The following is a 14958-nucleotide window of genomic DNA, read 5'->3' as shown; positions in this document are numbered from 1 at the left end:
TTTTCGGAAATTTCAAAAAAAAAAACGAGCAATACAAAAAACGTATTGTTCGTTTTTCTATCCAATTTCTCAAACCTAAACGACTTTTGTTTCGACCTCACTCTAAAGACGAATAAGCGCTAGGTCAGGGATTGTTTTCCTTTGTCACGTGTTGAGGAATTTCCTTCACCTTTAAGACATCAAGGAAGAAAGTGAAGATCGGAATTCCGACGATCAAACCCCAGACGCCGAAGAATCGTTCACTAACTAATAAAACGATAAAGGTGTAGAAAATAGGTAATTCTGTTTTGCTTGACATCAATTTTGGGTTCAAGACATACGACTCAATCAAGTGGACGACTAAGATCGTTAAAAGAATATAGACGACATCTTTGATCCCTCCCTGGGAATAAGCAATGAACGAAAGAGGGAGACATGAAACAATCACACCTGCAACTGGGATCAGACTTAAAAAGAAAACCATGATGGCTAAGCTTAATAATTGGTTGAAACCAAAAGCGGCTAAGGCAACGGTCGTCAGCAATGTATTTAGTAAGGCAATAATGAATTGTGCTTCTAAAACCAAGCCAAATGTATTGACGAATTTATAGGCAAAATAATAGATATCCTGGAAAAACCAAGCAAATTCACTCTTTAAAAACAATCGTGAGAACACAACTGTTTTTTTCTTCTCGATCATAAAGAAGAAACTTAAGATGAATGACATGGCAAAAGCAACAGCTAACTTACCGATATCTTGTAAATAGCCCAATGCGATCGATGCACCATTTTGTAGTTGCTCAAAAAAATCGTTTCGTTCAATGTAATTATGGATATACAAGAGAACAGGATCAGCATCTTTTGGCTGATGTTCGTAGAAATCGATCACTGATTTGATCATGTCGAATGTCTGATGGATCAGCACAGGGATATACTTTGTAAATGCAAGATAGATCAGATAAACGACTAACGAATAAATGATGATCGTCAATGCACCAGTTGGAACCTTCACAAACCGTTGAATGACTTGAACTAAATGGATCATCAGATAGGTAAAAATAAAGGTAAGTAAAATAGTGGTGATCATGCTCCTTACAAGAAAGAGAACAACGATGATCGATAATAAAACAGTTAAACGACGAACTTTTTCATTCGCCAGGAAACGCTGATAAACAGACAACACAACAACCTCCAAGTGTAATGAAATAATAGCTTATGTAATTGATTATAGTGTGGATTCCAAGAATAAGAAAGAAAAACTGCTGACAATTTATACAAAAAGTCAGCAGTAACTTCAAATCAAGTAGTATGACGAAAATTATTCACCATTTTAGTTGTTAGTTTTTGCAAAAGGACTAATTCATCAGGTTCTAAAGGAAGATGAGTAAAAATCTCTGATGGAATCGTTTCTGCTTTTTTTGCTAGAATCCTGCCATTATCCGTTAAACTGATGCGAACGATCCGTTCATCTAAAGTGTCTCTTGCCCGTGTAAGATATTCTTTTTCTGCTAGCTTTTTTATCACTGGTGTCAACGTACCAGAATCTAAACAAAGCATTTTACCCAAATCTTTCATCGTCACTTGATGTTTTTCCCACAAGACAAGCATTACTAAATATTGTGTATAGGTTAGACCTAATGGTTTCAATAGTGGCGTATAATATTTGGTGATTTCTTTTGAGGCTGCATATAAAGGGAAGCACAACTGATTTTCTAAATATAAGTCTTCCATTTTTATTCACCCCATTCATTAGAATCCTTTGTTAGCATAGCTGATTTAAAAAAAAAAGTCTAGCCTTCAACGGCTGTCAATGTTACTTCGATATTTCCTGCTGTTGCTTTTGAATAAGGACAAACTTTGTGAGCTGCTTCCAATAATTCTTGTGTTTCTTCTAATGATAGACCATCAACATGTCCTTCAATTTCGACACCTAAAACAAAGCTCATTTCGTTTTCAGCATACAATGATACTTGTGCACTGATAGTAGAAGCTCCAGCAATGTTTTTTTGGTTTTTGATCAATTCCAACGCACTGTTGAAACAAGCACTGAAACCGGCAGCAAACAATTGTTCCGGATTTGTCGCATTTTCGACACGACGTCCAGGGGCAGCAATATTTAATTCGAATGAATGGTCAGGGCTATGCACTTCTCCAGAACGTCCACCTGTATTAATCATTTTTGTAGAATACATTTTTTTCATAAGAAACACTCCTTTAAATTTAGTTGTGTGCAATCTAATTTTATACAACTAAATAGAAAAGAGCAAACTAAAAGATTTCAGTACTCGTTAAAAAGTTCATTGAGGGAAACATAATGGCTTGGAAAAAGAAAAGAGTGGCTAAAGAAAGGCCCAGATTACCAAAATAGTAACGTCTGTTTCACTAATCTGGGTCTATACTATTTCGTATGGATCGTTCGGCAAACGATCAGGAGAAAAAAATGAAAAAAGATTTTTGGGATAACTTCAAAATAAACACGTAATCTTAAGAAGGAGTTGCTTCTGCTCCCACCGTTTATTCGTTTTTAAAGTATGAGACAACAGTGTTTCTTACTTTTGTCCCACGCTCTTATAGATTAGGGTCACTCGATTGGATGGTACGTAAAACCACTACCCATTACCTCAGCTACACTATTGACGATAACGAATGCAGTTGGATCGATTTCTTCAATCAATGGTTTGATTCGTGAAAATTCATGATCAGTGACAACGATCAGTAACACTTCTTTCGACTTTCGATTATACCCGCCTTTAGCTTCCAAGAGAGTCAAGCCCCGCCCAATCTCCGCACTCAAACGGCGTCTGATTTCTTCTAGCGAATCTTCGCTCATGACCATGATCGATTTTTTTCGATTCGTTCCTGTTTCAATATAAGACATAACGATTGATGTGATGACGATAGAGAGGATCGCATATAAGAATTCTTCAAATCCAAAGACGAATAAATTCAGGGAAACAACCACAGCATCAGTAAATAACAGGCCAATTGAAGTATTTAAATGGAAATATTTTTTGAAGATCAGTGGGGGAATCGTTGTACCGCCGCTCGATGAGTTATTTTTGTATAAAATAGCTACACCGAGTGCAAAGATGGCACTACCGAAGATGACCGAGAGCAAACGATCAGGAGTAATCATTGTTTCAGGAATGATGGCAATGATCAGCGGGAAGACAAGACTTCCAAAGAGAACTTTGAAGAAAGGTTGTTTTCCTAAGAAAAGAAGAGCCAATACTAGCATAATGATATTCAATACCAAGATGACCATTGCACGGTCAAATCCTAATGCAGATTCTAAGAGGATACCAAGCCCGCTTACGCCGCCTGCTGCAATATGATGGGGGCCTAAGAACATATTGATACTTACCCCTAAGATCGTTAACGCAAAGACTATTTTTATGTAAGTCCAAGTGATCTTTTTTATATTATTCATCCATTCACTTCCTCATTCTATTTTAATTTTATTGTTATGTTATTAGTATAACCTAATAATCTCTAAAAGTTAACAATAGATTAACATTTAAGTTGGATATACCTAACTTTTTTACTGCTATTGTCTTGCTTTAGGCTAATAGGTATTCATTAAGAAATGTTAAAGGAAGAATAAAAGAAGAGAAGAAGTTGAAAAGGTTTTTTAAAAAAGTAAATGGAATAAAGGAAAGAAACTCATGTCTTAAATGTAGATAAACGGAAGGAACAGAAGAAGAATCAACAGAAAATAAGTAAGGATTCACCAAAAATTAAAAAGCAATTCCTGTGAATCCCTGTTTGTTTCTCGGAGTGAAATACCTTTAGTAATAAGCTTTTTTGCGAATGGGAAATGGTAAAAGTCTATTTCTAAGTGGGGAACATGTTTTTTTCTCGGTAAAGGAAAGTGTTGTTTTGCTAAAGAACTATTTTTTATAAGCTTGTATCAAAAAGACGTGATCTCTTTGATTGCTAATGTACAAGTACCGTGGGCAATCATTATATGTTTATCTAGCAATACTTCTGCCGACCAAAACTGGATGTTCCTACCGATTTTATTCGGGGTGGCAATGACTCGCAAGGTGCCATACCTAGCTTTGTCTAAGTGTTGCACGTGGAGATCGATCCCTACAGCGGCGTGCGAGGAATCCAAGTGCTGATTTGCCCCCATACTGCAAGCTGTCTCGATTAAAACACCACTGATCCCCCCGTGTAAGTACCCGAACGGTTGGTGATGGATATTGGCGAGAGAGAGTAGAAGTTCCACTCGTTTTTTCGAGAGTACAACTGTCTCGATTTTTAAATAATCAATTAAATTCATCGTATTCAATCCCTTAAGTATTTTTGTTTAGTATAACAGAATTTTTTTAAGTAATGATAAAATTACAAACGTTTTCTTTGAGTTTTGTGTATAATGGATATATTCAAATAGAGGAGGAATAACATGAGAAATTGGCAAACAATCAAAGAATACGAAGAAATTCTTTTTGAGCAATACCATAGAATAGCAAAAATAACAATCAATCGGCCAGAGGTCCATAACGCGTTTACCCCGAAAACTGTTTTTGAGATGATCGAGGCATTTACTATTTGTCGGGATCGTTCAGATATCGGTGTGATTATTTTGACGGGTGCGGGAGATCTTGCATTTTGTTCTGGCGGAGACCAGAAAGTTCGAGGAAATGGCGGCTATGTTGGCGAGGATCAAGTTCCAAGATTAAATGTTCTTGATCTGCAACGGTTGATTCGTATAATCCCTAAACCGATCATTGCAATGGTCAAAGGGTGGTCGATTGGTGGCGGTAATGTGCTGCAACTCGTGTGTGATATCACAATTGCAGCTGAAAATGCAAAATTTGGTCAAACGGGACCTAATGTCGGTAGTTTTGATGGTGGGTACGGTTCGGGCTATTTAGCACGGGTCATCGGGCATAAAAAAGCAAAAGAAGTCTGGTTTATGACGAAACAATATTCGGCACAAGAAGCGCTAGCTATGAATTGGATCAATACCGTTGTTCCTTTGGATAAGGTGGAAGACGTGACAATCGAATGGGCAGAGGAAATGCTGAAGAAAAGTCCGTTAGCCTTGCGGATGATCAAAGCTTCATTGAATGCGGACACCGATGGTCTAGCTGGTATCCAACAATTAGCAGGTGATGCAACTTTACTTTACTATACAATGGATGAAGCGCAAGAAGGACGAGATGCATTCAAAGAAAAAAGAGAACCAGATTTTGAACAATTTCCCAAATTCCCATAGTAAAAGACCAAATAGCTGGTTACAACAACAAGCTTTGCTTCATCCAGAACAACCAGCTCTTTATTCTAAAAATCGCTGTCTAACATTTAGTGAATTAAATCACTATGTCCAAAAATACGCCCAGTACTATTTACAAAAAATGGATGAAAAGGTGCAGCGAGTGGCAATTTTAAGTGAAAACTGCGAGGAGATGTACCTATCGATCTTAGGACTCTGGGAGCTAGGAATCGAAATCCAATTTTTGAATACACGGTTGACTAAAAATGAGATCTTGGACCAGTTGAGTCATGCACAGACGGATGTGCTAATTGCACCAGTGAAGCAAGCTATGAGAGAAATCCAAATGATCTTCTTACCCAAAATCAAAGAGGTAGCAACTATTTCTACTGTTTCTACGATTGATAGTGGGTATATGAATGAATCGATTGCTTCGATCATGTATACTTCAGGAACAACAGGAAAGCCAAAAGGAGTGCCACAGACTTTTGCCAATCATCGTGCGAGTAGTTTAGCTACGAAAGAAAAGCTGTCTGTAAAAGTTGGCGATTCTTGGTTATGCTGTGTCCCTTTGTACCATATCAGCGGGTTATCGATTGTCCTACGTTCACTTGTTTTGGGAATAAATGTATACCTTTTGCCTAATTTCGATGCTGAGAAAATCAATAAGATCATCTTAAACGGGAAGGTGAACCACATTTCAATGGTTACCAAGATGCTTAAAGACCAATTCCCACTGATTCCTGTAGGAGGCTATCCAAAACAGCTCTGTACAGTTTTATTAGGAGGGGGGCCTGTAGACACAGCAGTGATTCGTGCGTGTCAAGAAAAGCATTTGCCGATTGTACTGTCTTATGGAATGACAGAAACTTGTTCACAAGTTGTTGCCACAGATAAGGAATGTAAATCTGGATCATCAGGCTATCCATTGGCAAATGTGCGTGTGAAAATAAAGGGGACCATCGAACCGTATGTCGCGGGTGAGATTCTGCTACGTGGTCCTTCGATCATTTCAAATTATCTCAATGATGAGCATGCCCACGAAGTTTGGACGTCAGATGGATGGTTTTGTACCGGGGACTGGGGCTATTTAGATGAAGAGGGCGAATTGTTTCTTGTTAGCCGGATGAATGAACTAATCATTTCAGGTGGAGAAAATATCTACCCAGCGGAAATCGAAGAGGCGTTATTGAGAAGTGAGAAGATAAGTGAAGCGGTCGTCGTCGGGAAAACAGATGATACTTGGGGACAACGCCCCGTAGCATATATAAAGTTGCTCGATTCTCTAGAAGAGGCAGAACTTCGCCAGTTATTACAACCATTAGCGTCGTATAAATATCCGGATGAATTATTTGTTGTTCACACTATACCAAAGACGGCTTCAGGAAAAAATATAAAACGAATTTTTTTGACCGAAGAAAGAGTGAAATATATTGATTACCGACTTTACTGAAGATATGTTTGATGATCTTCCTAAGAGAACACGTTATTTAAGCTATAGTTACATGATTCCTTACCAACCACTTGAAGCAATTTTTGCGAAGGCAAGTGCCTATAAAGGAACACGCTTTTTTTGGCAAACACCAGATCGGCAATTTGGATTAGTCGGGCTAGGTAAAAATCTTTTAGATGAGCCAACCATAGGGAATGTACTACGAATCAAGCAGCTCAAAAAAGATTTTTTTAAAAGTTTTTACTTTATGGGTGAGAGAAAAGAACAGCCAGTTCTTTTTGGAGGCTTTCCTTTCAATAAAAATAATCGGAAAACCGAAGTGTTTTGGGCGGACTTGTCAACGGGATATTTTGTGTTGCCTAGTGTATTGATCAAACAAGTGAAAAAAGAGTTGATCGTTGTCATAACAGTAAAAAAAGAGGAAAAGTCTTTAAAAAGACTTTTTGATGAAGTGACGGATTGGGTACAGATATTGGATCATCTACTTGGGGAGGTCACTTTATCTTTTCCACAAACACAAGTTTCGTTAGAAAATGAATTAGATGTAACAACATTTCTTCAGTCCACCAAAGAAAGTATAGAAGAAATACGTGACCCAAGAAATCCAATGGAAAAAGTGGTGCTTGCAAGACAAATGGAATTGAGGATGGAGCATTTTTCAGTTGAGCGTTTAATTGACAATTTGATCAGGCAACAAGCGAACACTTACGTATTTGCTTTAGAAACAAAAAAACGATGTTTTGTCGGAGCAACTCCTGAACATTTACTCCATGCTTCAGCTACTCACTTTTTTACGGCAAGCATCGCGGGCTCGATTACTCGTGGAAAAAATGACGAAGAAGATCGAATACTTGGAGAAAAACTTTTAAAAAACTCCAAAAACAATAATGAGCATGCCATTGTCGTGAAGAAATTGACAAAGCAGTTGGCAAATTATACAGAAGGAAACTTGAGTGTTTCTAACAAAAAACTTTTAAAAAACCGTGATATCCAACATCTTCATCTGACAATCTCTGGGATTAGGAAACCAAAAGTCTCTCTTTTCGATGTGATTCAAGCACTCCATCCTTCCCCAGCGTTAGGTGGAGAACCAAAGGAATTGGCAATACAGTGGCTTGCAAAGAAGGAACCATCTGGAAGAGGATTATATGGGGCGCCTATCGGTTGGTGTGACGTTATGGAAGATATTGGTGAGTTTGCTGTAGGAATTCGCTCAGGCGTTTTCAGCGAAAATGCTGGGCGATTATACGCAGGGTGTGGAATTGTTGGTGACTCAGATCCAGAGGAAGAACGCCAAGAAACACACGTGAAATTCCAACCTATGCTAAGAGGAGTGAAAGAATGACGACAAAACAAGAAATGACGAAGTACCTACTGGCTTTTATTCATGGAATGAAGGAATTGGGGATGAATAAAATCGTGATCAGCCCTGGATCTCGTTCCACACCTCTTGCTCTTTTGCTTCATCGTGATCCAGAAATCGAGACGTATATCAATGTTGATGAACGTTCGGCAAGTTTTTTTGCTTTGGGTTTAGCAAAAGGGGAGAGAACAGTTGTGGGACTATTATGTACGTCAGGAACGGCTGCTGCAAATTATTATCCAGCAATCTGTGAGGCAGAAGCTTCTCAGATTCCGCTAGTCGTATTGACTGCAGATCGTCCACCTGAAGTGCAAGGTGCTGGAGCGCCACAAACAATGGAACAACATAACCTCTATGGGAGTCATGTGAAGAAATTTTTGTCGTTAGCTCTTCCAGAAGCGGGAGCAGTAATGCAACGTTATAGCTTTTGGCAAGGAAGCGAGCTTGTTGCAATCGCTAAAGAACATCCAGCAGGACCAGTTCATGTCAATTTACCACTTCGGGAACCTCTATTGCCAGACTTAACGCAAACGGATACTACTGATCTTGTTAGAAAGGATATCCAGCTTGGAAAATCCTTGTGTTTTGAACTGCCTGAGTTGCCAACTTGGCTAACCAAAAAGGGGCTGATCATCGTCGGTCGAGAATTGACTATTGAACAAGCACAGCAACTGATCGAACTTGCAGAAATCGTTGATTGGCCGATCATCGGGGACCCCCTAACGAATCTAAGTGCGTGCGGGAAATTAAGCAAAAACTATCTTCCCCACGCTGAATTGATTTTTTCACGGACTATCACAGAGCAGCCAGAAGTCATTTGGCAATTTGGTAATTTGCCTGTATCAAAAAACAGCTTGCTTTTTGTTGAAAAACAAGAAAAAGCAACGTATGTGGTCATTGATGAACGTGCAAAGCGACAGGACTGGTTACGCTTAGGCAATTACTATTTGCCAGTTAGCATACCAAGCTTTTTAGAAGCGGTGCAACAAGTTGTTAAGAAAATTTCTTTTCCTGAATCGAGCGAATGGTCAGCTATTTGGCAATCTTACGCAACAAACGCACATGAAGTAATCAAAGAACAGTTAGCTTCCGCTGTTTTTAGCGAGAGTTCAGCAAGCAGAAAATTATTTCAGCTGATTGAAAAAGGAGAAAGCTTGTTTCTCTCTAACAGTAACGCCATCCGCTTCATCGACCGGTTGGCAACACCAACAGAACGCTCCTTCGTGATCTATGGAAACCGTGGTGTAAATGGGATTGACGGGATCGTTTCAACAGCGGCCGGTATAGCAGCTACTCAAAAGCAGCACCTATTTCTATTGATCGGTGATTTGGCATTGTTCCATGACATGAATGGGCTTCAAATAATCAGACAATTAAAGTTACCCGTCACATTGGTCGTTTTGAACAATAATGGCGGAGGGATTTTTTCTTTCCTGCCACAAAACAGTTTGACAAAAAAAGATTTCGATCCACTCTTTGCAACACCACTGAATCTTGACTTACAAAAAGTAGCGAATTTATATGATGGCTATTATTATCAACCAAAATCAATGGCTGAGTTTGCAAAAAGCATTGAAGAAAGCCGTAAGCAGACGAGTTGGGCGTTAGTTGAAGTAGCAGGAAAACAAGAAGATCCTGTCTTGCTGTGGAAAGACATGCTGAGAGAATATGGTAAAAAAGATGCGTACTGAAAAGATGACAGTGAATGGAGTCGACTACGCCTATAGCAAGTTGAATCAATGGAAATCTAATCAACCGGTGCTAGTATGCTTACATGGTTTTACTGGTACGATGGCTACCTTTACTTTTTCAACGTCTTCACTCAATCTTTTAGGGATTGATCTGATTGGCCATGGAAAGACGGATGTCTTTGTCCATCCATATCGGTATCAACTGTCGTCGTTGGTTGTAGACCTTTCTCAACTAGTTAAAAAATTGCAGATCGACTCTTTTTATTTACTTGGCTATTCAATGGGGGCAAGAACAGCTCTAGCATGGACAATTGAGCAACCTGAAGGGATTCTTGGGGTGGTTTTAGAAAGTGGGACACCAGGGATCGAAACGGCGTCGCTAAAAAGGCAACGTCAAAAGAAAGACAATCGCCTTGCTCAAAACATTATGACGGCGCCACTTTCTCATTTTGTTGAGCATTGGACAGCTTTGCCGTTATTCGAAAGTCAAAAGCATTTGCCTCTTTCAGTAAGAAAAAAAATAGAAAAAGAAAGATTGGAGCAAAAGCGTTTCGGACTTGCCATGAGCCTGTGGTATATGGGGACGGGTAAACAGAAAAATTATTGGCCTTTCCTCCCTTATTTACAGGTACCTGTACTTTTTCTTGCCGGTGAATATGATTGGAAATTTAGAGAGATCGGGCAAAAATTAGTTACAAAGAACGACCGTTTTGAATTTGTGGTTGTTCAAGAGAGTGGTCACTGTATCCATATCGAACAGCCTAGCTTGTTTGAATCGGTGATGAGTGATTGGTTGGAGGAGAGAAAAAATGAGAATTGAAAAAGCAGAACTTTTTCAGTTACACTTACCTTTGATAGCCCCATTTCAAACGAGTTATGGCGTATTGACTGAAAAGAAGTTTGATTTACTCATACTAAAAGACGAATTAGGGAACCAAGGAGTAGGGGAACTGGTTTCATTTGATCAAGCGAATTATATCGAAGAGACGATCGAGATGAGCCGTGCCATCATCAAAAAAGAGCTGATTCTCTTATTACAGGATCATGTATTTTCTGCACCCACCGAAGTCCATTCGCTTTTTCAAAGAGCGCAAGGTAATTTCATGGCAAAATCAGCTATCGAAACGGCTGTTTGGGATCTTTACGCAAGAAGAAGGGGTGTTAGTCTGCAACAGCTTTTTGCTGGGAGACAAATGCAACTTTCAGTAGGTGTGAGTATGGGAATTGAAGATAGTGATGCACAGCTTTTGAAAAAAGCAAAAACATATGTCGAACAAGGATATACACGTTTGAAATTAAAGATAAAACCAGGATACGATCTTCGGCCACTACAACTTTTAAGAAAAGAATTTCCAGATCTACTGTTGATGGCAGATGCTAATTCTGCGTATACGATAAATGATCTAGCACTTTTCGATGAACTGGATCAGTTGGAGCTGTCCATGATCGAACAGCCTTTTGCTACACGGGACTTTGTTGATCATGCACAACTGCAAAGAAGGTTAAAAACGCCGATTTGCTTAGATGAGAATATCCGTACGCTAGAGGATGTCAAAACAGCTCATGCTTTAGGTAGTTGCCGAGCCATCAACTTGAAGATTCCGAGAGTAGGCGGCATTACTGAAGCTCAAATGATTGTGGATTATTGTCGTGAACAGGGTTTGCTTGTTTGGCTGGGTGGGATGTTTGAATCGGGTGTTGGAAGAGCCCTTAATTTACAATTTGCAAGCCAGGCGGAGTTTACTTTTCCAGGAGACATCTCTGCTTCGAGGCGATACTATCATGATGATATCATTGAAGAACCTGCAGTATTGAGGGATGGCAAACTGGTTGTTCCGAATGGGATCGGTAATGGGATAACTTTGGCGCCAAAAAAGGTCGAACGATATTGCACGAAAAAAGAACGATTGATTTCATAGGAATTTACGAAGCAGTTCCATTAAGTGAGAGGTGATTTTTCACTTTTTGGAACTGTTTTTTTCTTTTCCTCAAATGAATTCTGTTATCGATAACATTTTTGAAAGCGTTGTCTTTTTCTTTTTGGTCTTTTATAGTGAGAACGTAATCTTAAAAAAAGGAGGAAATATATGAATACGGCAGCAATTTATCACCGTCCAGAAAGTGAATATGCTTTTTTATACGAAAAAGATACGTTTCGAATTCGTCTACGTACTAGTAAGGACGATGTTAAAAAAGTTTATGTTATCAGTGGTGACCCCTATACCATTACGTCTAAGAAATGGTATTTACAGGAAGTTCCGATGAAAAAAGGATTGAGTACACTCGTACATGACTATTGGGAGATCGAACAAACGAGTGATACGAGACGCTTACAGTATGGCTTCCATATAGTTGGAATCGATGGAATGGAATGTTTTTATGGAGATCAAGGTATTTTTCCTTACGAGCCAGCTACTTTAGCAGAGGCAAATTATTATTTTCGCATTCCTTATTTTCATGAGATCGATCGCTTCAAAGTTCCACAATGGGCGAAAGAAACAGTTTGGTATCAAATTTTCCCAGAACGTTTCGCAAATGGTGATACTAGTAATGATCCTGAAGGCACGTTGCCTTGGGGCAGTAAAGCGCCTGACCGCGATGATTTCTTTGGCGGGGATCTTCAAGGGGTGATCGATCATCTAGATTATCTGACGGATCTAGGGATCAATGGGATTTACTTTTGTCCGATCTTCAAAGCAATGTCGAATCATAAATATGATACGATCGACTATTTCGCAGTTGATACTGCATTCGGTACGGAAGAACAGTTGAAAGAATTGATTGAAAAAGCGCATCGAAAAGGAATGAAAATCATGCTTGATGCGGTGTTCAATCATATCGGTAGTGATTCGCCACAATGGCAAGATGTCGTGAAAAACGGGGAACAGTCTGAATATAAAGATTGGTTCCATATCCATTCTTTCCCTGTAGATACGTACCAAATGACGGAAATCCCCGAAACTGCGGCAAATTTAGCTTATGACACGTTTGCGTTTACGCCTTTCATGCCGAAGTTGAATACAGCAAATAAAGAAGTGCAGGCATATCTGCTGGAAATAGCGGCTTACTGGGTGAAAGAATTCGATATTGATGGTTGGCGCCTAGATGTAGCGAATGAAGTTGATCATCATTTTTGGAAAAAATTCCATGAAACGGTAACTGCAATCAAACAGGATATTTATATTTTAGGTGAGATCTGGCATTCTTCACAAGCTTGGTTACAAGGGGATGAATTCCATGCAGTGATGAACTATGCCTATACGGATTCTATAAAAGATTATTTTGTGAAGCAAAAGATCAGTGCGCAGCAAATGGTAAGTGGAATGAATCATCAGCAAATGCTATATCAAGACCAGGTCAATGAGGGAACGTTCAATCTATTAGATTCCCATGATACTGCTCGAATCTTGACATTGTGTCAGGAGAATAAAGAGCTGATGAAGTCAGTTTTGACATTCATGTTTCTACAAAAAGGTGCACCGTGTATTTATTATGGCACAGAAATCGGCTTGACTGGCGGTGAAGACCCAGATTGTCGTAAATGTATGGTCTGGGAAGAAGAACAACAGGATTTGGAATTATATGGATTTACTAAAGAACTGATTTATTTGCGTAAACGACTATCTGAGATTTTGATCAATGGAACAACCTGTTGGGAGTTGGTCGATGACAGTCGAAATGTCATCCATTTTTCTCGAGAATTAAATGGACAAAAAATCCATGCCATCTTCAATCAGGGACAAGAAGCATACCTTATTGAGCAACAAAGCGAAGTCATGTTCAGCCAAAACAGCGAACTGTTGAATGATGGCAAAGCAGAGATCCAACAATATGGATTTTTGATTATGTCTGAATAAGTTGTTACCGGTAACACACGGAAAGCGTTTGCAAAAGGTAGTTTTATAACAGTATACTTTTTATATAGCAACGAATCCAAAGAAGCGGAGGAAAAGAAAGTGAAGAAAAACTATGTAAAAAAATTGGGGTTAGGTTTAGTGTCACTTGGTATTCTAGGTGGTTTAGCAGCTTGTGGTAACGGAACTTCTTCAACAAGCAGCAGCGAAAGCGACGAAAAGACTTTAACGATATCGGTCGATTCTGGATACAAAGATTACATCAATGAAATCAAAGGTGATTTTGAAAAAGAAAATGATGTAAAAATCAAATTAGTCGAAAAAGACATGTTCGAACAATTGGAAGCACTTTCTCTTGATGGACCTGCAGGAAAAGGACCAGACGTAATGATGGCGGCTTATGACAGAATCGGTGCGTTAGGTCAACAAGGACACCTAGCAGAGGTAAAACTAGGGAACGAAGCAGATTATGATGAAACAGACAAAGCTCAGGTCACTTACGATGGCAAAATTTACGGAGAACCTGCAGTTATCGAAACGCTGGTACTTTATTACAACAAAGATCTAGTGGAAACAGCACCAACAACATTCAAGGACTTAGAAGCATTAGCAAAAGATGATCGTTTTGCTTTTGAATCTGAATCAGGTAAAAATACCGGCTTCTTAGCGAAATGGACAGACTTCTATTATTCTTATGGCTTATTAGCTGGTTACGGCGGTTACGTGTTCGGTGATAACGGGACAGATCCTTCTGATATTGGTTTGGATAATGCTGGTTCGATTGAAGGGATCACGTATGCAACAAACTGGTTCCAAAATGTATGGCCTAAAGGAATGCAAGACATCAAGAGTGCTGGGGACTTCGTTAGCCAACAATTCATGGATAACAAATCAGCAGCAATCATTGACGGACCTTGGCAAGCACAAACGTATAAAGACAATAAAATGAACTATGGCGTAGCAAAAATCCCAACATTGGACAACGGTGAAGCATATCAACCATTTGGTGGCGGAAAAGGTTGGGTTGCAAGTAATTACTCTAAGAACAAAGAACTTTCTCAAAAATGGTTGGATTATGTGACAAACACAAAGAACCAAGAAAAATTCTTTGAAATGGTCAACGAGATCCCTGCAAACCAAACTGCACGTGAAACAGCAAAATCAAAAAATGACGAGTTGACTACGGCGGTTATTGATCAGTATGAAAATGCGCAAGCAATGCCAAACATCCCTGAAATGGCAGAAGTTTGGACTGGCGCTGAAAACTTGATGTTCGATGCTGCTTCTGGAACGAAGACACCAAAAGAATCTGCAACTGATGCAGTTAAGACAATCAAAGAAGCAATTGAACAAAAATATTAAAATCACCCACTAGATAGTAATAGAGTTTTCCATTA

At 39.2% G+C, this 14958-nt stretch carries 13 protein-coding genes; 8 read left to right on the top strand and 5 right to left on the bottom strand.

Annotation, left to right across the window (positions count from 1 at the left end; genetic code table 11):
- Positions 1–124 precede the first annotated feature (124 nt).
- The 5 genes from DVW83_RS02765 to DVW83_RS02745 all read right to left on the bottom strand — a co-directional run bounded on the left by DVW83_RS02765 (position 125) and on the right by DVW83_RS02745 (position 4264).
- The gene (locus tag DVW83_RS02765) at positions 125–1159 is read right to left on the bottom strand and encodes an AI-2E family transporter (RefSeq protein ID WP_123862806.1); all 1035 of its coding nucleotides are present in this window, start codon (positions 1157–1159) and stop codon (positions 125–127) included.
- A 119-nt stretch (positions 1160–1278) separates the two neighbouring features.
- Positions 1279–1710: a MarR family winged helix-turn-helix transcriptional regulator gene (locus DVW83_RS02760; RefSeq protein WP_104661626.1), complete on the bottom strand. Its 432-nt coding sequence runs from the start codon at positions 1708–1710 to the stop codon at positions 1279–1281.
- Positions 1711–1769: 59 nt separating this feature from the next.
- Positions 1770–2180 carry an organic hydroperoxide resistance protein gene (locus tag DVW83_RS02755; protein ID WP_104661625.1) on the bottom strand — a complete coding sequence of 137 codons (411 nt, stop codon included), beginning with the start codon at positions 2178–2180 and terminating at the stop codon, positions 1770–1772.
- Between the two features lie 380 nt (positions 2181–2560).
- Positions 2561–3409, bottom strand: coding sequence for a YitT family protein (locus tag DVW83_RS02750; RefSeq protein ID WP_005877607.1), 849 nt, complete (start codon positions 3407–3409; stop codon positions 2561–2563).
- Positions 3410–3889: 480 nt separating this feature from the next.
- Entirely contained in the window at positions 3890–4264 is a 375-nt protein-coding gene (locus DVW83_RS02745; protein WP_104661624.1) for a PaaI family thioesterase, read from the bottom strand.
- Between the two features lie 123 nt (positions 4265–4387).
- Between DVW83_RS02745 and menB the strand changes: the two genes are divergently transcribed.
- The 8 genes from menB (at position 4388) to DVW83_RS02705 (ending at position 14923) form a co-directional block, all read left to right on the top strand.
- A complete protein-coding gene (menB, locus tag DVW83_RS02740) occupies positions 4388–5203 on the top strand; it encodes a 1,4-dihydroxy-2-naphthoyl-CoA synthase (protein ID WP_081133626.1) in 816 nt (271 codons plus the stop codon).
- Positions 5148–6653: an o-succinylbenzoate--CoA ligase gene (gene menE, locus DVW83_RS02735; RefSeq protein WP_123862808.1), complete on the top strand. Its 1506-nt coding sequence runs from the start codon at positions 5148–5150 to the stop codon at positions 6651–6653. The genes menB and menE overlap by 56 nt, the downstream gene beginning before the upstream one ends.
- Complete coding sequence (locus DVW83_RS02730; protein WP_238699337.1) at positions 6634–7998, top strand: isochorismate synthase; 1365 nt, start codon at positions 6634–6636, stop codon at positions 7996–7998. Before menE ends, DVW83_RS02730 begins: the two co-directional genes overlap by 20 nt.
- On the top strand, positions 7995–9707 hold the full coding sequence (gene menD / locus DVW83_RS02725) for a 2-succinyl-5-enolpyruvyl-6-hydroxy-3-cyclohexene-1-carboxylic-acid synthase (protein WP_137238984.1): 1713 nt from the start codon (positions 7995–7997) through the stop codon (positions 9705–9707). Before DVW83_RS02730 ends, menD begins: the two co-directional genes overlap by 4 nt.
- Complete coding sequence (gene menH / locus DVW83_RS02720; RefSeq protein ID WP_238699336.1) at positions 9685–10527, top strand: 2-succinyl-6-hydroxy-2,4-cyclohexadiene-1-carboxylate synthase; 843 nt, start codon at positions 9685–9687, stop codon at positions 10525–10527. Before menD ends, menH begins: the two co-directional genes overlap by 23 nt.
- Entirely contained in the window at positions 10517–11626 is a 1110-nt protein-coding gene (menC, locus tag DVW83_RS02715) for an o-succinylbenzoate synthase (protein WP_104661621.1), read from the top strand. Before menH ends, menC begins: the two co-directional genes overlap by 11 nt.
- Positions 11627–11794: 168 nt before the next feature.
- Positions 11795–13564 carry a glycoside hydrolase family 13 protein gene (locus tag DVW83_RS02710; protein WP_104661620.1) on the top strand — a complete coding sequence of 590 codons (1770 nt, stop codon included), beginning with the start codon at positions 11795–11797 and terminating at the stop codon, positions 13562–13564.
- A gap of 99 nt (positions 13565–13663) precedes the next feature.
- Positions 13664–14923, top strand: coding sequence for an extracellular solute-binding protein (locus DVW83_RS02705; protein WP_104661619.1), 1260 nt, complete (start codon positions 13664–13666; stop codon positions 14921–14923).
- The last annotated feature ends 35 nt before the right edge of the window (positions 14924–14958 follow it).

The organism is Enterococcus sp. VV15, from assembly GCF_005236045.1.
GTDB classification, from domain to species: Bacteria; Bacillota; Bacilli; order Lactobacillales; family Enterococcaceae; genus Enterococcus_B; species Enterococcus_B durans.
The sequence above is the reverse complement of the archived record's forward strand: the minus strand, read 5'-3'. Positions and strand labels throughout refer to the sequence as shown.

Excerpts from the sequence above, each read along its gene's own strand:
- DVW83_RS02760 (WP_104661626.1), bottom strand. The coding sequence starts at position 1,710 with ATGGAAGACTTATATTTAGAAAATCAGTTGTGCTTCCCTTTATATGCA.
- DVW83_RS02755 (WP_104661625.1), bottom strand. The coding sequence starts at position 2,180 with ATGAAAAAAATGTATTCTACAAAAATGATTAATACAGGTGGACGTTCT.
- DVW83_RS02750 (WP_005877607.1), bottom strand. The coding sequence starts at position 3,409 with ATGAATAATATAAAAAAGATCACTTGGACTTACATAAAAATAGTCTTT.
- DVW83_RS02745 (WP_104661624.1), bottom strand. The coding sequence starts at position 4,264 with ATGAATTTAATTGATTATTTAAAAATCGAGACAGTTGTACTCTCGAAA.
- menB (WP_081133626.1), top strand. The coding sequence starts at position 4,388 with ATGAGAAATTGGCAAACAATCAAAGAATACGAAGAAATTCTTTTTGAG.
- menE (WP_123862808.1), top strand. The coding sequence starts at position 5,148 with ATGCATTCAAAGAAAAAAGAGAACCAGATTTTGAACAATTTCCCAAAT.
- menD (WP_137238984.1), top strand. The coding sequence starts at position 7,995 with ATGACGACAAAACAAGAAATGACGAAGTACCTACTGGCTTTTATTCAT.
- menH (WP_238699336.1), top strand. The coding sequence starts at position 9,685 with ATGGTAAAAAAGATGCGTACTGAAAAGATGACAGTGAATGGAGTCGAC.
- menC (WP_104661621.1), top strand. The coding sequence starts at position 10,517 with ATGAGAATTGAAAAAGCAGAACTTTTTCAGTTACACTTACCTTTGATA.
- DVW83_RS02710 (WP_104661620.1), top strand. The coding sequence starts at position 11,795 with ATGAATACGGCAGCAATTTATCACCGTCCAGAAAGTGAATATGCTTTT.